This window comes from Pseudomonas sp. NFXW11, assembly GCF_049887815.1.
Taxonomy (GTDB): domain Bacteria; phylum Pseudomonadota; class Gammaproteobacteria; order Pseudomonadales; family Pseudomonadaceae; genus Aquipseudomonas.
In genome coordinates, this window is sequence record NZ_JAGEKI010000003.1 from 116662 (window position 1) to 134946 (window position 18285).

General features: G+C 64.0%; 11 protein-coding genes. 3 read left to right on the top strand and 8 right to left on the bottom strand.

Annotated elements, in window-relative coordinates; all coding sequences use genetic code 11:
* Positions 1 to 31: 31 nt before the first annotated feature.
* The 5 genes from J4P02_RS06345 to J4P02_RS06365 form a co-directional block, all read right to left on the bottom strand.
* Positions 32 to 859 (bottom strand): hypothetical protein, encoded by an 828-nt coding sequence (locus tag J4P02_RS06345; protein ID WP_426188731.1) that lies wholly within the window; start codon positions 857 to 859, stop codon positions 32 to 34.
* Positions 856 to 10482: a hemagglutinin repeat-containing protein gene (locus J4P02_RS06350; protein WP_426188732.1), complete on the bottom strand. Its 9627-nt coding sequence runs from the start codon at positions 10480 to 10482 to the stop codon at positions 856 to 858. Before J4P02_RS06350 ends, J4P02_RS06345 begins: the two co-directional genes overlap by 4 nt.
* A gap of 36 nt (positions 10483 to 10518) precedes the next feature.
* Positions 10519 to 12222, bottom strand: a complete 1704-nt coding sequence (locus tag J4P02_RS06355; protein ID WP_426188733.1) for a ShlB/FhaC/HecB family hemolysin secretion/activation protein — start codon at positions 12220 to 12222, stop codon at positions 10519 to 10521.
* 240 nt (positions 12223 to 12462) lie between these two features.
* Positions 12463 to 12753: a PsiF family protein gene (locus J4P02_RS06360; RefSeq protein WP_426188734.1), complete on the bottom strand. Its 291-nt coding sequence runs from the start codon at positions 12751 to 12753 to the stop codon at positions 12463 to 12465.
* A 71-nt stretch (positions 12754 to 12824) separates the two neighbouring features.
* Entirely contained in the window at positions 12825 to 13613 is a 789-nt protein-coding gene (locus J4P02_RS06365) for an AraC family transcriptional regulator (protein ID WP_426188735.1), read from the bottom strand.
* Between the two features lie 95 nt (positions 13614 to 13708).
* Between J4P02_RS06365 and J4P02_RS06370 the strand changes: the two genes are divergently transcribed.
* Positions 13709 to 14602, top strand: a complete 894-nt coding sequence (locus tag J4P02_RS06370; protein ID WP_426188736.1) for a DMT family transporter — start codon at positions 13709 to 13711, stop codon at positions 14600 to 14602.
* A 23-nt stretch (positions 14603 to 14625) separates the two neighbouring features.
* Here the strand turns inward: J4P02_RS06370 and J4P02_RS06375 are convergent, their stop codons facing one another.
* The 3 genes from J4P02_RS06375 to J4P02_RS06385 form a co-directional block, all read right to left on the bottom strand.
* Entirely contained in the window at positions 14626 to 15516 is an 891-nt protein-coding gene (locus J4P02_RS06375) for an alpha/beta fold hydrolase (RefSeq protein WP_426188737.1), read from the bottom strand.
* A gap of 119 nt (positions 15517 to 15635) precedes the next feature.
* Entirely contained in the window at positions 15636 to 15941 is a 306-nt protein-coding gene (locus J4P02_RS06380) for a DMT family transporter (RefSeq protein WP_426188738.1), read from the bottom strand.
* Between the two features lie 11 nt (positions 15942 to 15952).
* Complete coding sequence (locus J4P02_RS06385; RefSeq protein ID WP_426188739.1) at positions 15953 to 16591, bottom strand: FMN-dependent NADH-azoreductase; 639 nt, start codon at positions 16589 to 16591, stop codon at positions 15953 to 15955.
* A gap of 124 nt (positions 16592 to 16715) precedes the next feature.
* Here J4P02_RS06385 and J4P02_RS06390 point away from each other — a divergent pair, with 124 nt between their 5' ends.
* Positions 16716 to 17639: a LysR substrate-binding domain-containing protein gene (locus J4P02_RS06390; RefSeq protein ID WP_426188740.1), complete on the top strand. Its 924-nt coding sequence runs from the start codon at positions 16716 to 16718 to the stop codon at positions 17637 to 17639.
* Between the two features lie 110 nt (positions 17640 to 17749).
* The gene (locus J4P02_RS06395; RefSeq protein ID WP_426188741.1) at positions 17750 to 18280 is read left to right on the top strand and encodes a ferritin-like domain-containing protein; all 531 of its coding nucleotides are present in this window, start codon (positions 17750 to 17752) and stop codon (positions 18278 to 18280) included.
* Positions 18281 to 18285: the final 5 nt, after the last annotated feature.

An 18285-nucleotide genomic window follows, 5' to 3' on the forward strand; every position in this document is an offset into this window, starting at 1 on the left:
GTAGTTGCTCGCCCAAAATACCTCCAAGGGCTCAAGGAGAAGGTGCCTGAAGGTCCGGCAGCGGTACGTTGTAGCCACAGTAGTGCAGACGGGTCAGGGCCAGGCGCTTATCCGGATAATCATCGCCCCAGGGCAGGTTCTGATCGAAACGGGATTTGGCATGAGCACAAGCGGCTGCGGTTTTTGCACGAATCTGCGCCAACATCGAAGCGGGTAGCGGATTGATCGTCAAACTGCGAAACAGCGGCTCGATATAGAGTTGATCGAGATCGCCCCTTGGCTCACCGACTTTGCCACTCTGGCTGGCACTCACGTAAAAGGGTATCGACAAGCCGCTCTGCTTCTCCCAGCACCAATACTCGACCTCATCGCTCTGTATGCCGACGGCCGGAATATCGTTCACGCGGTAGAAGCGATAACAGGCAAAATCCTGGATCTGGCGCTTCTCCACAGTGTTCGGTGGACGTTGAGTGCCAGGTAACGCCATATACGCCAATCGGGCCTCGACGAACCTGTCCATGGGATAAAACAGACTGCCACCCAGGTAACTGTCGATCGACATCGAAGCAGACGTCGAAGTGGCCTGTACGGTGCCGTAATTGATCACCGAAGGAATAGTCACCGAGACCGAATTCGATTCTTTTCTATAAACGAAATCCGCCACCAGTGAAGGGCATGCAGCGTTACGAAAGGGTGGCGGAAGATCATAGGAAAGACGCGGGCTAAGAGTCACCCGCTCAGTGCCGATCTTGCACAGCAGGCGGGTTTGCATGCTCTTGTTGTCGTACTCCTGGGGGGAGACGATACAACCGGCCAAGGCCAGCACACTGGTTGAGACCGCCAACCACTTCATAATCACTTGAGAAGCTCCGCTCTGCCATTTTTATCGATCAGGGTCGGCACGATGTACAGATCCTTATGCTTTTTGAAATCCGTCTGCACGGGGCTGGTCGTACCGCCGCAGATTGTCCGGTTCACACATAGATAGTTGGAGTGTGCACTGGTAGGTGGATCGAAAAGTGAGCCGAGACTGAAAATAGATCCGACAAACAAACTCACTGGTTTGTCGGAGTTCCTGTAGTTGAAACCCAGTAGGTCTGGCACCGAATCGGTCTTGGGCAACAAACCAAAAAACACCGTCTGACCTTCGGGACGGTTGACCTGGAAGGCAATGCTTTTCTCATCGAAGCCTGCTTTCATTGCCGCGTCGTAAAACTCCTTGGCCCCCACAGGTCCACCAGACGCTTGCACACCTGCGACGCCCCCTGAACCATCATTCACCTGAAAGTTCAATCCGCCCAATGCTTGCATCAAGATCAATACCCCCTGACTGTGAGCTACAGGGCTAATGACATGGCCGTTCTTGATCCCATCGCTCATCACGTCATGCAACTGACGGGAAATGCCTGAAGGAATGATGTAGCCGATGGTCTCGTCCCAAAGCGATTCGATCAGATCCCCCATCAGGCCGTGGGCCGGGTTGTAGAAGTGCACGTACTCGTTCACACCGGACTGCATCGAACCATTAACACCGCCCTCATCCAACGAGTTCTGAATACCGTTGATAGTGAGGACACCTGATTTTTCGAGGGCCTCGATCAGGGTTATGGTGGACTTGTCCTGATCAACGATCGGCTTGCCATCCTTGATTACGGTTTCGCCATCTTTGGTCTGGTACACCGTGGTATTCGCAAAAAGCAGCCCATCGCCCTTGATCACCGTGATAAATGTCTGCGCCAGCGCCCCGCCTTTGGAGTCCACCCCGGGGAAAGTCCCAAGGGTGTAATACGAGCCCTTGTCCATCGCCCCTTTCATCAACGCCGGTATCCAGGCCAGAGGCGCCAGCAGCGGATTATCGGCCAGTTGCTTGCGGCTCTCGGCGTCCAGATCACCAAAGCGCTCGAACAGCGCGGTGGTGTTCTTGCCGTAGTCGTCAAGGCCCTTCTTCCACTTGTTCAGGGTCTTGATCGGGCTGCCCGCTGCTTCCAGGGATGATTGGCTGACATACAGGTCGGTACGTTTTTCCTTGTCCTTGGTGATCTCGTAGGCCCGGGACGGATCGCGGTTCAGGCCGGCGGTGGAATCCGCGCCGGTCTTGGCATCGTTGCGCACGGTGATGCTGCCGGCACCCACGGTGGCACGCACCTCCTGCTCACGCTCCTTGCGATAGTCGTAGCCGCTGACGCTCCAGCCGGAACTGCCGGTCTGGCCCTTGCCTTCCAGGCTCTTATCGGTGGTGAAGGCCACGTCCTTGCCGCCGGTGGCCTTGGCCCCGTCGCCAGCGCCCCAGCCGAAAGTGCCGCCGGCATTCAGGTAGTAGCTGTGCTCCTTGTCCTGGCCGGCGATATCGCGAAAGCCCAGGGTGTTGGTGTCCAGCTTGAGCTTGCCGTTGTCAGCGGCAATCAGCGCACCGTCGATCTGGGTGTGGTCCTCAGTACGGATATCCACGCCGTTCTTGCCGGTAATGCTGGTCTGTTCCTGCACCCAGTCGGTCTTGCCAGTAGTCTTGCCCAGGCCCAGGGAGCCGCTGACGCTGCCCCCGCCGCCGAGGCCAATGCTCACGGTGACACTGGCATCCATCTGCTTGCCGCTGGCCTTGCCGGTATCCGGCACCGAGGACACCGTCAGGTCACCGCCCACCCGGCCGATGACTTCATCACCGCGCAAGGTCGCTCCGGCGATGGTGGTGTCCTTGCCACTGCTGAAACGCAGCTGCTCGCCGGCGTTGAGATGGGCGTTCTGTTGCTGCTGTCCTTCCCGGTCGAGCTTGCCCTTGCCCATGTCGACACTGGCGTAGACCGAGATGAAGTCCTTGCCGCCCAGCGCCACGCCCACTTCACCACCGCCGCTGCGGCGGTTGGAGTCGCTGCTGGAATCATTCTGTGCAGCACGGATTTCCAGGTTCTTGCCCGCCGCCAGATCGATGTCACGACCGGCCTGAACCTGAGTACCGATCAACGCCAGGTTATCTACAGCCTTGAGATTCACGTCACGACCGGCCAACAACACCGATGGCGTGCTGGTGCCCTGGCTGAAGCTTTCAGTCGCCTCGCCCCGGCTGCCGCCAATACCCGCCCGGGCACTGCCGCCGCCGCTCTGGCCATTGATCCCGCCCTGGCTGCGAGTGGTCTTGCTATCTCCGCTCACCGCGCCATGGGCCACATCCAGCGTGACATTCTTGCCCAGCAGGTTGATATCGCGCCCCGCCTCGAACTGAGTCCCGCGGGACACCAGCTCGTTGCCGGCAATGGCACTGACGTCGCGCCCGGCAGTCAGGGTCGAAGGCCGGTTGGATTGGGTCTGGGTGCGTGAACTGTTGGTTTGAGTGGCCGACCCCAGGTGGGTGGCCGCAGTCGGTCCGGAAGTGAACTGGTTGATCGAGTCGATCGTGCTCAGCACGCTGGACGCCTTGCTGACGTTGTCGTCCCCCTTGCCCGTGCCTTTCAGGGCATCCATGGTGTTGCCGAAGTTGTGGCTGATATTGACGGTCAAACCGTTGCGCTCACGACTCTTGCTGCGCTCCTCAAGGCTCTCTTCACGAGCCGCATCGAGGATGATATTACGCCCCGCCTGCAGGTTGACGTCCCGCCCGGCATCCACTGCCGAGCCGCCCTGGGCCAGATCGCGGCCCGCCTTGATCGTCACATCCTGCCCGGCCAGCAGCAGGCTCGGCGCCGCGGTCTGTTCGGCATTGCGCGACTTGTCCTTGAGCCCTTCTCGCCCAAGAAATGCGGTCAGGCCATTGCGGTCGCTTTCCAGGGAGAGCCCGGTACGGCTCTGGCTTTTCCAGTTGCTCTGGTCCGAGCTGTTGCTGCCGGCCAGGATATTGACGTCGCGCCCGGCACCGACATTCAGGTCCCCCTTGGCGGCGACAGTGCTGCCGATCATGTTCACATCACGCGCCGACTGCAGGGTCGCATCACGCCCGGCGCTGATCACGCTGCCAACACTCTGGCTCTGCTGATTTTCCTGCCCCGACTTTTTCGACGAGGCCACAGAAATGAAGGTGCCGGAACTGGAGAAGCCGACCTTGCTCCGGTACTTCTCGCTCTGGCTGCTGGAAGTATTGGCCGCGTCCATCAGGTTGATGTCGCCGTTCTTGTCGATCATCCCGGCGCGCACTTCGGCATCGCGCTTGGCTTCGATGGAGCTGGCCGAAAGGTTGACGTTGGTGCCGGCGATCAGCACCGCATCGTTGCCGGCACTCAGCTCGCTGCCCACCTGGGTGGTGCTGCTGGAGGTGCGGCTGTTGCCGCTCTTGTTCAGGCCGAAGCTGCCTTTCTTCTTCTGGCTGTAGGAGCTGTCCTGGTGCTCCTGGGCCGAGACCACACTGACATCCCGGGTGGCGCCTACCAGCAGGTCGTTGCCGGCCTTGAGCTGGCTGCCGACCACGGTCACGTCGCGCCCGCCATTGAGGCTGATGCGGCCGTCCTTGTCCTGGCTGACGTTGACCATCAGGTCATGCCCGGCGCTGATTTCGGAGGCCACGTTGGTGGTCGAGGAGTCGGCGCTCTGGGTGGTCTTGCTCTTGCCCCAGGAGCCTTTCTTCTTCTGGTAGAAGGTCGAGGACTGCTCGTCCTGGGCCGAGGCGATGACCATATCGCGCTTGGCATTGAGCGACAGGTCGTGACCGGCCTCGACCTTGCTCGCCACCACCGCCAGGTCGCGCCCGGCGTTGAGTTCCAGATTGCCGCCGGTGCTGACGCTGGAGCCCAGGGTCTGTACCTGGTCCGTAGTCACCAGGCCACGGCGAATGGCGCTCTTGGTGGAGGTATGATCCTGCACCGCCAGCAGGTCGATATCACGCCCGGCACTGAGCTTGGCATCGCCGGCACTGGCGATCTGGCCCTTGTTGGTCAGATCGCGCCCGGCACTGAGGTCCAGTTGCTGACGCGCGCTGATCTGGCTGCCCTGGTCGAGAACGGTGCGGGTACCCGCGCCATAACCCACCGCCACCGCGGTGCGGTCGTTGAGGATATCGCCCTTGATCGCCGTGACGCTCACCTGGTTGCCGCGAATCTCCCCGGCCAGGGCGTTGCGCACGCTGTCCTGGGCCATCAGGCTGACCCGTTCGTTGGCCTCGATCAGGCCGCCCTGGAACAGGCTGCCGCCGGCATTCACACTGAGATCGTTGCTGGCCCGCAGGGTGCCGACGTTGCTCAGGTCACCGCCGGCGATCAGGGTCATGTCGCGGCCCTGCACCAGGCTGCCGCCGCGCAGGTTGCGGGTTTCCGCCTGGGCCAGGTAGAGCACCGGCACCAGCACGTTCTCGCCCTGCACTACGCGGCTTTCCATCCACACGATGTCGTGGGTCAGGGACGCCACCTGGGCCGGGGTCAGGGACACGCCGACGCTGAGCTTGAGCTGGTCCTTGGAGGCGATGGCGTTGTCCATCAGGTAGCGGTACTGGTCGTAGTCGCTGGTCAGCCCGGCGGCGAGGAAGCGCTGGCCGGTCTGGGCCAGCACCGCATCCCGGATCATCCGGGTTTCATACAGGCCGTCGCCGAGGCGACGCCAGGTCTGGTCGCCGTCGTAATTCAAGTGCCCGAGCATGTAGTCCGAGCTCATGAAGCGCGACAGGTCGGTGAAGGTCGGGTTGGTCTCGATCAGGTAGCGCCCTTGCGGGTTCTGGCTCTTGACGAACAGGCCGTACTCGCCCTGGGGCACGCGGAAGCTCGACAGCGCGGTCGGGTCCACTGCGGCGAAAGGCACGCCGGAGAAGTCCACCGGCACAAAGCTCACCTGGGTCGTGCCATCGGCGGCGACCTTCTCGATGCGCTGCACGTCCTTGGCCACCTGGTTGGCGGCGGCGGAGCTTTGCGCATTGACCGTGATCACCTGGCCGCCGACCTGGGACAGGCTGTTCTGCAGGGTCTGCCCGGTGAGCTGGGCCCGGGCCTGTTCGCTCAGATTGCCGTTCTCCAGGGTGCCGCTGACTTGCAGGTTAAGCCGCTGCCCGGCCTGCAAGGTGGCGGCGTAGGCGGTCTGGTTGCCGGGCACTATCACGCTGCTGCTCCCCGAGGGCTTGTACCGCAATAGCGCCGCTGGCAACGGATCCTGCTGATTGGGCGCACGCCCGCTGTTGCGCGCATTCCAGTTATTGGCAGCACGCTCGACCACCCGATAGGCGCCCTTGCTCACGCCCTGCAGGGGGTAGTTGATGGTCTCGAGCCGCTGATCCAGGGTCAGGCCGCGGTTGTAGAAGTTGTTGGCGGTGACAAACACGTCACGGTTGGCGGCCATCAGACTCTGCTGGTTCTCTACCGTGTCGGCATTGATCGTCAGGTCCCGATTGGACACCAGCCTGGCCGCGACCGAATGCTCGCCCATGGTGGTTTCATAGGTGGTGTTGACCATGTAGACCGCGGTGTGGTGGCCGCCCGAGCAGTCGGTGCAGTTGATATCGATCCTGCGCCGGGCGATCACTTCGTTGGTCTTGTACCAGTCCATGGCATTGACCAGGGACGCCACGTTGAGGTTCATGTCGCCCTCGCTCTCGATGGTCCCGGAGCGGTTGCTCAACAGGCCGGCACGGCCGCCGTCGAGGGCGGCGAAGCTGAGGTTGCCGGCGCTGTAGATATCGCCGTAGCTGTTGCTCAGGCTGTTGCCCCGCAGCAGCATGTCGGCGCCGCTGTAGATCAGGGTGTCGGCCGTGGTGCTGATGCCGTTGGCGGAGCGCAGTTGCATCTGCCCCAGGGCTCCCAGGGTGCCGCGGTTGTTGATCTGCGCGGCGGAGGCATAGAGGTTCTGGCTGGCGATCAACCGCCCCAGGTTGTCCAGGGTGCCCCGCAGGTTCAGCTCAGTGTCACCGCCGCTGGCGATGCGCCCGCCATTCTGGCTGAGGTCACCGGCACCGATCGTCAGCTTGCCCCGGGACGACAGCAGGCCGCTGTTGTTCAGGTTGCCGGCCAGATCCAGGGTCAGGTAACCGTCACTGGCCAGTTCGCCGGCGTTGTTCAGGGTCGCGGCGCCCAGGCGCAGGCCACTGGCGCTGGCGATGCGGTCACCGGCATTGAGGTTCAGATCACCGCCGGTGCTCAGGTCCAGCGCACCGTTGAGCTGCATCAGCCCGCTGCGATCCACGGCGCCGATATCCCAGTCGCCATGGCCCAGGCCGGTGATGCGCCCCTGGTAGCCGGACAGCGCCGCCAGGTCGAGCTTGAACAGGCCCGTGCCGGCGTGTTCGATGCCGCCGCCGATATTGTTCAGTTGCCCGGCATTCAGCGCCAATCCGCTGGAGCCCAGGGCCAGGCTGCCGCCCTGGTTGTTGAGAACACCGCCCAGGGTGATCCGGCTCTGATCGCCGGCCAGGGCGCGAACCCGACCGCCGGCGCTGTTGTCCAGGTTGCCACCCACCAGCAGCAGGGAGCCGGCCGACTCCACCAGGCCGCTCTGGTTGTAGAGGTTGGCTGCCACGTTGAGGTCCAGCTGCTGCGCGCTGACTTCGCCGCCCAGGCGGTTGTCGAGGACCTGCCCGGTGCTTTTCAGCAGGCCGTTGGCGTAGAGCTTGCCGGCCTGGTTGGTCAGGCGATCCACCACCAGCTTGAGGCTGCCGGCCTGGCTGTTGATCAAGCCGGCCTTGCCGTTCAGGGCGCTGTTATCCACAGTCGCCGCGGTGACTTCCAGGCTCGCGCCCTGGAGCGTGCCGCCGCGGTTGTCCAGGCGGCCCTGGCCCAGGCTCAGCTCGCCGTGGCTGTCCTTGGCCTGGATCAGCCCCTGGCTGTTGTTCAAATCGCCGGTCACCAGCTTCAGGCCATCGCTGCCGCCCAGCAATTGCCCCTGGCGGTTATCCAGGGTAGTGCCCTCGACCTCCAGGCGCTGGCCCTTGAGGGTGCCGCCCAGGTTGTCGAGACGGGCCAACTGGCTGGCCCGCAGTTGCCGCTCGCCGGCATCGATCACCCCGGCATTGTTGTTCAGCACGCCGTTGTTCAGCGCCAGAGCGATCGCGCCCTGGGTCGCCATCACTGCGCCCTTGGCGCTGTTGTCCAGGCCCGCGGCATCGATGCCGACGCTGCTGCCCAGCAGCACCCCGCCACTGTTGTTCAACTGGCCGCCATTGATTTGCAGGTGGCCGTCGCTTTGCAGGCGGCCCTGGCTGTTGAGCAGTTGCCCGGGGTGGGCATCCTCGGCGTCCAGGGTCAGCAGCAAACCGTCGTTGCCCGCCGCCAGCAAGCCGGAAGCCTGGTTGTCCAGGCGCTGGGTGGTCAGGGTCAGGCGGTCGCCCACCAGTTGCCCGCCACGGTTATCCAGCAAGCCGCTGTTGCTCAGCAGCAATTGCCCGCCCACCACCACGCCACCCTGGTTGCTCAGCCCGCCCGAGGTGATCTGCACGTCGCCGTGCTTGGCTTGCAGGTGGCCCAGGGCGTTGTTCAAGTGCTGCTTGACCGTCAGCGTCAGCTTGCCGGTCTCGGCGCTCAGCACCCCACCCTGGTTCTGGCTCAGGCTGTCGAGGTCGGCCGTCAGCACATTGCCCAGCACCTGGCCCTGGTTGTTGGCCAGGTCGCGAGCCTTGAGCAGCAGGTTGTCCTTGCCTTGCAGCAAGCCCCCCTGGTTGTCGATATCCGCGCTACGCAGCTCCAGCCGGTCGGCGTTGACCGTACCGCCCTGGTTGTCGAGCTTGCCAGTGCTGGTGAGGAGCATGTGCGGGGCCAGCAGGGTGCCCTTGCGGTTATCCAGGCTGGCCGCCTTGAGGTTCAACTCGGTGGCGGCCTGCAATTGGCCGCCGGCGTTCACCAGGTCCTGATCGAGGCTGACCTGCAGGTCGCCTTTCTCGGCGCTGACCAGGCCTTTCTGGCTGTTGTCCAGGCGCGTGCCCGTCACCTTGACCTGATCGGCCAGCAGCTTGCCGCCCTGGTTCAGCAGCTCGCCGCCGCGGGTTTCCAGCAGGGTCTGGGCCTGCAACTGGCCGCCATTGTTGTTCAACTGTTCGCTGACCTTGAAGCTGGCGCCGCCCTGGCTGGCGCCGATCAGGCCTTGCTGGTTGTCCAGGCGCTGGGCGGTGATGTCCACCCGGTCGGCGATCATCGAGCCTTTCTGGTTGCTCAGTTCCCGGGCGTTGAGGGTCAGGTCGGCACCCGCCACTTCCAGGCGCCCGCCGTTGTTGTTCAGGCTGTCGAGGGTCAGGTTGGCGGCCTGTTTTTCGCCGAAGCGGATCAGGCCGCCGAGGTTGGCGATGGCCGGGGTGTTGAGTACCAGCTCGGCCTGCGCCAGCACCCGGGCGTCGGCGCCCTGGTTGAGCAGGCGCGCCGCGTCGATCTGCACCTTGGGCCCCTGGATCACCCCGTTCTGGTTGCTCAGGGCCTGCCGCGCCGACAGCTCCAGGCTGCGGCTGGCCAGCACACTGCCCTGGTTCTCCAGGTTGCCGGCAGTGAGCTTGACCACCCCCTGCGCGTTACGGCTGTTATCGGTGTTGACCCCGGCCTCGATGATGCCGCGGTTGATCACCTGGGCCGCGTCCACCACCTGCACCCGGTCCCGGGCCGCGAGGCTGGTCTGCACCTCGATCCGCTCTTGGGCCTTGAGGATTGCCTCGGTGCCGGCATAGGCCTTGCCCTTGAGCTCGATGCTCTGGGCCTTGATCGCGATGGCCTGGTTGGCGCCGACCCCGGCCACCGTGACCTTGCCGTTGGCGTCGATCTGGATATCACCGGTGCTGGCCGCCATTTCCCCTGCCATGTTCACCCCCACGCCCTTTTCCGTGCCCACCAGGCGGATCGCCCCGGCGTACATGCCGCCCAGGGCCGAGCTGTCGATGGCCAGTTCCGGCTTGGCACTGGCATCCGCCTCGCGAGCGGTGACGCTGAGGTCATCGGCCTTGACGTCGTTACGCCCGGTAATCACGTTGAGTTTCTTGGCGTAGAGGTTGGCATTGAGCTGGGCGCTGCGGGTGATCAGGTCGAACTGATCGATATTGCTGGCATTGAGGCCAGCGCCCTCGATGCTGATATCACCGCCATCGACCTGGAAGCGATCGAGCTTCTGCCCTTCGATCACCGGCTTGCCGGTGGTCAGGGTGGCGCGCGGGGTGTTGATGAAACCGCAGCCATTGCAGGTGATGCCATGGGGGTTGGCGACGATCACCCGGGCCGACTGCCCGGCCACTTCGGTATAGCCCGCCAGCTTGCTGCGGTTGCTGCCGGTGACTTCGTTGAGGATGACCTGGGCTGCCTGCCCCTTGAGGTTGGGGTTGCCGATGATATAGCCGCCCAGCTGGGTGTTCTGGGTCGGGCCTGTGGCGTTGTTGAGGATCAGGCCGTTACTGCCGACGTTGTATTCGCTGAACTTGTTGTGCGACAAGCCGCTGCCGTTGGCCCCGTTGATATTGACGATAGGCACGCCATTGCCCGCGGCGCCGATGCTCGCGTTGCCACCGGCGGCCGGGTCCAGGGCCAGGCCCGCCGCCACACTGACGATGGGGTTGAGAAACAGGATCCCCGACAGCGACAGGGCAATGCATTGGGCAAAGGGCTTGCGTACGTCCATGTGCAAATCATCCATCCAGTAACGTTAGGGGCGAGGTCAGAAGAACAGATCGACCCGGAAATACACCGGGTGCTCTCGCCTCTCGATAATTGCCGGTCGCTCCAGGGAGCGGGCGAAACTGACTGACGCGGCCAGGTACTGGCCCCGGGCATTGAGTTCAAGGGCATTGCCGCTCATGCGACCGCGGGCACCCTGGTTGTGGCGGTCACCCTTGATCACCCCGACGTCGTAGGCGAAGGCCAGGCCGTATTCCTGGACCAAGGGCTGCAACGCCGGCCAGGTCACCGCGCGGTGCCAGCGCAGCTGGTTGCGCCAGTAGCCGCCACTGTTGCCGGACAGGGTCTGGTCCTGGAAACCGCGCACCGAGTTGAGCCCACCGATGCTGATGCGCTGCGGGCTGAACAGCGAGTCTTCGCTGCGCTGGCCGGTGGCCAGGCTGTCGAAACTGAAATTCTCGCCCCACAGGCGCAGTGGCTGCAGGTAACTCAGGGTCAGGCTGTACTTGTTGTAGCGGGCCACCGGCTCGCTGCCATGGGGGTTGCCGCTGCCCTGGGCATCCAGGGCGCCGATGCCCTGCTGCCAGCCGATATCGGCATTGACCAGGGCATTGCCAATGCGCCGTCCGTGGTTGAAACCCAGTTGGCTCTCGGTGATGCGGTTGCTGGACACATCGATCAGGTGGTCGTCGATGTAGTTGCGCGTGCGCAGATGGCTCAGCCCCAGGCTCATGCCGGTCTTGCTCAGGTTGTCGCGGTGCAGCACCCGTTCGGCCCGCAGCTGCTGGGTGTTGCTCTCGCCATCCATGGTGAAGGGGAAGCCGGTGTTGTCGTTGCGGGTGCGGTAGTAGCTCTGGCTGTAGGAGTAATTGAAGGTCCACCAGCCCCAGGGCAGGCTGTAGAACAGGCTCTGGTTGTCGGAATGGCGCCAGCGGTCGCTGACCGTGTCCTGATTGGCCCGCAGGCTCAACTGGTCCGCCAGGCCCAGCGGGCTGTCCCAGTCCAGGCCAAGGCCCGCCTGCTGTTCACCGGTGCTCTTGTCGCCGCTGTTGTTGCGGGTTGCCGACACGTGCCAGGGCTTCAGGCGCTGGCCCTTGAGGCCGACGCGGCTGTCGCCCAGCTTGTCGCCCGGGGCCAGTTCCACTTCCACCTGGCGCGATGGCAGGCGGGTCAGCTGGTCGACCATCTGCTCCAGCTCGCGCAGGTTGAGCACCTCGCCCGTGGTGCCGGGAAAGGCCATGGCCAACTCCCGGGAACTGGCCAGGGCCGAGCTGTCGAGGCTTTCCAGGCGACCTTCGACCACCACTATGATCAATTGCCCGGAAGCCAGCTCCTGGGCCGGCAGGTAGGCCCGGGTGGTGACATAACCCCGCTGCAGGTAGTGGTGGGTGATGGCCTTGAGCAGGGTGTTGATCTGCGCGACCGACAGGCACTGGTCGCGATAGGGCGCCACCAGGCGTTCCTGGTCGGCGGCAGAAAGGTGATCGGCGCCCTTGAGCACCACGGTCTTGATGGTGAAACAGCGCTGCTCGCCAGGTTGTGGCGCAGGCTCGGGGGGCGGGGTGGTGCCGGGCAGTTGCTGGAGGTCGTCCAGACGCCGCTGTTGCTCTTGCAGCAACTGCTGCTGGCGGTCACGGATCAGGTCGCGGTCACCCGGGGTCTGCAATGGCGCCGCCACGGCGGCCAGCGAACCGGAAAAAGCACCTAACGCTACTACAGGCCATAACCAGCCAAAACGCGGCATGCATTCATTCCCTTGAAAAAACAGACAGCTGATAAGTGTCCGTACGGTGCGTCCGGCACCTGTTTTCGAAGGGGATAGAGTCTAATTGTAAAAATTTTTACATATAAAAAAAGCGACGAACGGTAATTTCTGATCTATCTCATTGAAAATAAATGATTTTTATGATCCGGAGATGATCGAGATGGGCGCGGGCCAAGGTCCTGTACCGCTCGGGATACCTTGGCCCACCTGCTGGCAGGCTTATTTTTTCTTCAGGCAATCACTCATGAACGCCTTGCGCTCATCGCCCTTGAGGGCCTTGGCGGTGGCGTCGGCGTTGCAGGTTTTCATCCGTTCCTGAGGGGTCGCGGCAGCGGCCGGGGCGGCCTTGAGACAGGTACTCATGAAGGCCTTGCGCTCGTCGCCCTTGAGGGTCTTGGCGGTGGCTTCAGCGTTACAGGTGGTCATCTTGTTCTGCTGGGCAGTGGCGGCAAAGCCTTGGGAGCAAAGCAGCAGGCCAACCATCAACAACGGGATACGCAGCATCTTCATGGAGTTTTCTCCTGGTCACCGCACCGACGGGCACGGCCTTCTGCGCAGTGTAGACAAAGCCTGTTACACCTTCACCTGCTGTGCAGGGCGGCGCGGCGGTACTGCTCGGGGGTGCTGCCGGCCTGGCGCTGGAACATCGCGATAAACGCCGAAGCCGTGCTGTAGCCCATGTCGAAGGCGATTTCCTGGATGCTGCGCGCACTCTCCAAGGCTTCGATGGCCGCCAGGAAGCGCTGGCGCTGGCGCCATTCGCCAAAGCTCATGCCCAGCTCGCGGACGAACTGCCGGGCCAGGGTTCGCTCGCTGACATGGGCCTGCTGTGCCCAGTGCGCCAGGGGCTGGTGGTTGCCCGGCTCGGCCTGTAGCGCCTGGAGCACCCGCAGCAAGTCCGGGCTGCTGGCGTAAGGCAGGTAGCAGGTGTGCACCGGCGCCAGGCGCAACTGATCGAGGGCCACCTGGGCCAGGCGCTGGTCGGCCTCGCCCTGGGGGACTTGCACGTCGCGGGCGGCGAAGTCCTTGAGAATCGCCTTGAGGATCTCGCTGATGGCCAGGGTGCTGCCTTGCTGCGGCAGATCGCTGCACAGTTCCGGCGCCAGCAGCACCGCGCGATAGCTGAGCGGCTGGCTGGTATAGAAACTGTGGGCGGTATGGGGTGGCACCCAGACCGCGTACTGCGGCGGCGACATGAAACGCTGCCCGGCGATTTCCATATGCATCACGCCATGGGCCGAATACTCCAGGCAGCCCCAGAGATGCCGGTGTTCCAGGGCATGGCTGTGGGCGGCAAAATCGGCGTAGCGGAAGTACACCGGCGCCGGCAGGTCCTGGAAACCCAGGAGGTCGATGTGTTTTTTGCTCATGCTGTCTGGATGTCGGGGCAGGTTGTCCGGTTCGCAGTATAGGCATTGAACCAGACAAGGGATAATCAGCCCTCATTCACTTTCTGGCTGTTTCCATGCAATACGCTTATCCGCTGCTGGCCATCTTTATCTGGGCCGGCAATACCGTGGTCAACAAACTCGCCGTAGGCGCCATCTTCCCCGCGGAAATCGGCTTCTACCGCTGGTTGCTGGCGGGCCTGCTGTTCACCCCCTTCATGCTCGGCCCGGTGCGCCGCCACTGGCCGGTGATCCGCCCCAATCTCTGGCGCATTGCCATTCTCGGGGTGCTGGGCATGGCGGTGTACCAGAGCCTGGCCTACTTCGCCGCCAGCCTGACCTCGGCCACCAACATGGGCATCATCCTCTCGCTGATGCCGTTGATGTCCCTGGCCATGGCGATTGCCGCCCTGGGCCAGCGCCTGACCGCCGGGGCCCTGGTGGGGGCGGTGCTGTCCTTTGCCGGGGTGCTGGTGGTGGTGTCGTCCGGCAGCCTGAGCGCGCTGTTGCAGCACGGGGTCAACCTGGGGGACGGGATGATGCTGGTGGCCACCCTGGCCTATGCGATCTACAGCACCCTGCTGAAGAAGTGGCAGTTGCGCCTGCCGCCGCTGGTGCTGCTGTACCTGCAGGTGCTGGTGGCGGTGCTGGTGCTGCTGCCGCTGTTCCTGGCCTCACCCAAGGTCGGGCCGACCCTGCACAACATCCCGCTGGTGCTCTATGCCTGCCTGCTGGCCTCGATGCTCGCGCCACTGGCCTGGATGCAGGCCGTGGTGCGCCTGGGGCCGAGCCGCACCACCCTGTTCTTCAACCTGCTGCCGCTGATCACCGCACTGATTGCCGCCGTGGTGCTGCATGAACAACTGGCCTGGTTCCACCTGATCGGCGGGCTGCTGACCCTGGGCGGGGTGATTCTCTCCGAACGCTGGACCACCGTGCTGGGGCGCGCGCGCCGACACGTCCAGGCCTGAGGCCCCGGGCAGCGCCGGCCGTCTCAGAGCCCGGCGGCCTTGAGCCGTCGGGCCTGCTCGAGAAACAGGCGGATCGGCTCGGCGCCCTTGCCCACCAGCCCCAGGGACTGGTTGACGATATCGAAGTGATCCAGCGGGTAGTCGTCGCCGATGACCTGGCCCAGGTGCGAGCTGTAGCGCCCCACCATGCCATCGCATTGCCCGGCCTCACGGACGAAGGTGCGGGCGAACAGGCGGCAGCTGCGGTTGCTGCCATCCAGCAGGTTGAAGCCGCGATCGGTCTTGCCCGGCTGCAAGATGCCGGACCAGGAGTAGTAGCGCACCCCGTTGACCTCGGGAGCGCCCTGCCCGCCCCAGGTTTCCGGCAGGCCCTGGGGGTACTGGCGATTGAACAGGGCCACCCCCTCAGTGGTCAGCGACTGGTGCGAAGCGTGGACATCCACCGGCAGGCGCGGCCCGCGATAGCCGGTTTCCATAAGGCTCATCAAGGCCGCGATACCCCGCAGCAACGCGCTCAGTAGGCGTCCGCGCAGGCTCTGGGCCGGGGAGTAGCGCTGCAGGTAGTCGGCCAGCTCGGAGCCATGGTTGGGGCCGGCCACCGAGGTCACCGAGGCCACCCAGTCCGGGCGCTTGGCCGCCGCGTAACGGGCCGTGAGCGCGCCCTGGCTATGGCCGATCAGATTGACCCGGCTGGCGCCGGTGCTGTCGAGGATCTGCTGGATCCGCGCCAGCAACTGCTCGCCGCGCACCTCGCTGGAGTTGAGCGACGACACCTGCACCGCGAACACCTGGGCCCCGCCCCGGCGCAGGGCCGGGATGATCCCGTACCAGTAGGGGTACAGCAGCAGGCGAACAAAACCGAGCATGCCGGGCACCAGCACCAGGGGGTAACGCGTGGCAAGCTCTTGGCTCATGCGCGGGGCATCCTTGTGATGGGCGCCATGGCCCAGGCTGAAAGCTAGACCATAACCAAGGGTCGCAGCCGCCCGCATGACACTTCGATGACCACCGCATGACAGGCCCCGTGCCATGCCTACTTCAGCCCTATCACCCCGGCCACTATCAATCCCGCTGAGAGCAGCTTGAGGGGAGTCAGGCTCTCGCCCAGCAACAAACAGCCGAGAAACACCGTGCCCAGGGAGCCAATAGCGGTCCAGATCGGGTAGGCCACGCTCACCGGCAACTCGCGCATGGCCAAGGTCAGGAAGTAGACCCCGGCCAGCGCTGCGCCCAGGGTCAGCAGCGACGGCCAGAGCCGGGTGAAACCCTCGGCGTACTTCATGCCCATGGCAAAAGTGACTTCGAAGGCTGCCGCCAGCAGCAGGAACAGCCAGGCCATGGCGGGTCTCCTCAGAAGGTCCGGGCCAGGGCCTGCAGGCGTTGCTCGGCCTCGGCGCAGGAGCGTTGGAACACTTCGGGCACCGATTCCTCGCCTTCCGCCGCGACCACCGTGACCTCTTCGATGCCGATAAAACCCAGGGCCGTGCGCAGCCAGCGGTCGGCATGGTTCATCGCCTCATGCTCGCCCCCGGGGCCAAAGCCGGCGCCGCCGCGGCTGGTGATGATCAAGGCTTTCTTGCCCTGCACCAGCGGCTGGTAATGGGCCAGGCCGTTGTCCTGCAGGGTGTTGAAGGTCAGCCCCAGGCGCACGACGTGGTCGACCCAGGCCTTGATCCCGCTGGGCACATTGAAGTTGTGCATGGGCGCCGAGATCACCAGGCGCTGATGCCCCAGCAGCTCGGCCACCAGTTCATCGCTCAGGGCCAGGTCGGCCTGCATCGACAGCGGCCGCGCCTCGGGCTGTGGATAAAACGCCGCGGCGATAAAAGCCTCGCTGATATGCGGTACTGCGCCGCGCCCGACTTCGCGACGGGTCAACAGGCCCTGGGGATTGGCCGTCTGCCAGGCCTGGAGGAAGGCGTCGGCCAGACGCCGGCTATGGGAGCGCTCGCCCCGTGGACTGCCATGAATTGCAAGAATTGTGTTCATCTGATCGCCCTTGTGCGGATGACGTTAAACGGCTTGAAGCCGCATTGATTCCGCGTTAAAGCTAGAAGCACAGGGATTCATCAACAACTGAGTAAAAGTACTTCGAGATGAATCTATTTCATCCATGGAGTTGGATATGTTCGCCCACCTGCCCCTCACCGCTCTGCGCACCTTCGAATCCGCCGCGCGCCTGCTGAGTTTCAAGGCCGCCGCCGAGGACCTTGCAGTGACGCCCACCGCGGTGTCGCACCAGATCCGCAGCCTGGAGCACTGGCTGGGGATGGCGCTGTTCGAACGCCTGCCGCGCCAGGTGCGCCTGACCACTGCCGGCGAACGGCTGTTCCACAGCCTGCACAGTGCCTTGCTCGACATCACCCAGAGCGTCGACAGCCTGCGCCCCAGCCCCGGCACCGGCCAGTTGACCGTCTCCACCACCGCAGCTTTCGCCGCCCTCTGGCTGGTGCCGCGGCTGGGCCGTTTCTATGCCCGGCATCCGGCTATCAACCTGCGCCTGGACACCCAGTGCGAGGTGGTGGACCTGCAACAGGACGCCAGCATCGACGTGGCGATCCGCTACAGCCAGGACGGCTACCCGAACCTGCATGGCCTGTGCCTGTTCGATGAACGCTTCGCGGTCTATGGCGCGCCGCAGCAGGTGGCCCTGGCCTGCCAGCAGCCCCCCGCCTTGATCAGCGTGCACTGGCGCAATTCCAGGCTGTATGCCGACGGCTGGCAGGCCTGGTGCGCCCAGGCCGGGGAAAGCTGGCTGGAACGGCAGCCGCTGATCCGCTCCTACGACGAAGAGCAGTACGCGCTGCAAGCCGCCATCGCCGGCCAGGGCCTGGTGCTGGCGAGCAATATCCTGGTGTCGCAGAGCGTGGCCAGCGGCCTGCTGCAGGCCTATCGCCCGGAGATCCAGGTGGACGGCGCCGGCTACAGCGCCCTGTGCGTGCCGGGGCGCGAGCGCCATCCGCCGGTCCGAGCCTTCCTTCAATGGCTGCAGGACGAGGCCCTGCTGGCCGGGCATCCGCCATTGCCGCGCGGTTGACCGCAGGGCACATCCGATAAAACTTTTCAGCGCCCCCGCGACTCACACCCAAGGTAACGATCGGGCCAATAGAGCCTGGCGTAAATCGGATTAGCCTTCAGGAGATCGAGATGAGCGATATGCATTTGTCTGATGTGAACAGCCTGCGCGAACGGGCTCGCCAGCATGTGGAAAACGGCGCCGTGACCGAGGGTTACAACGCTGATCGCAAGCAAATACTGCGCCTGCTCAACGAGTCGCTGGCCACCGAACTGGTGTGCGTATTGCGCTACAAGCGCCACTACTTCATGGCCAACGGCATCAAGGCCAGCGTCGCTGCCGACGAGTTCCTCGAACACGCCACCCAGGAGGCGCAGCACGCCGACAAGCTGGCCGAGCGCATCGTCCAGCTCGGTGGCGAACCGGAGTTCAACCCCGACCTGCTGTCCAAGCATTCCCACGCCCAGTACGTGGCCGGCAACACCTTGAAGGACATGGTCTATGAAGACCTGGTGGCCGAGCGGATCGCCATCGACAGCTACCGCGAGATCATCCAGTACATCGGTGACCAGGACCCCACCACCCGGCGCCTGTTCGAAGAGATCCTGGCCCAGGAAGAAGAGCACGCCGACGACATGGCCGACATCCTCAACAGCCTGTGATGCAC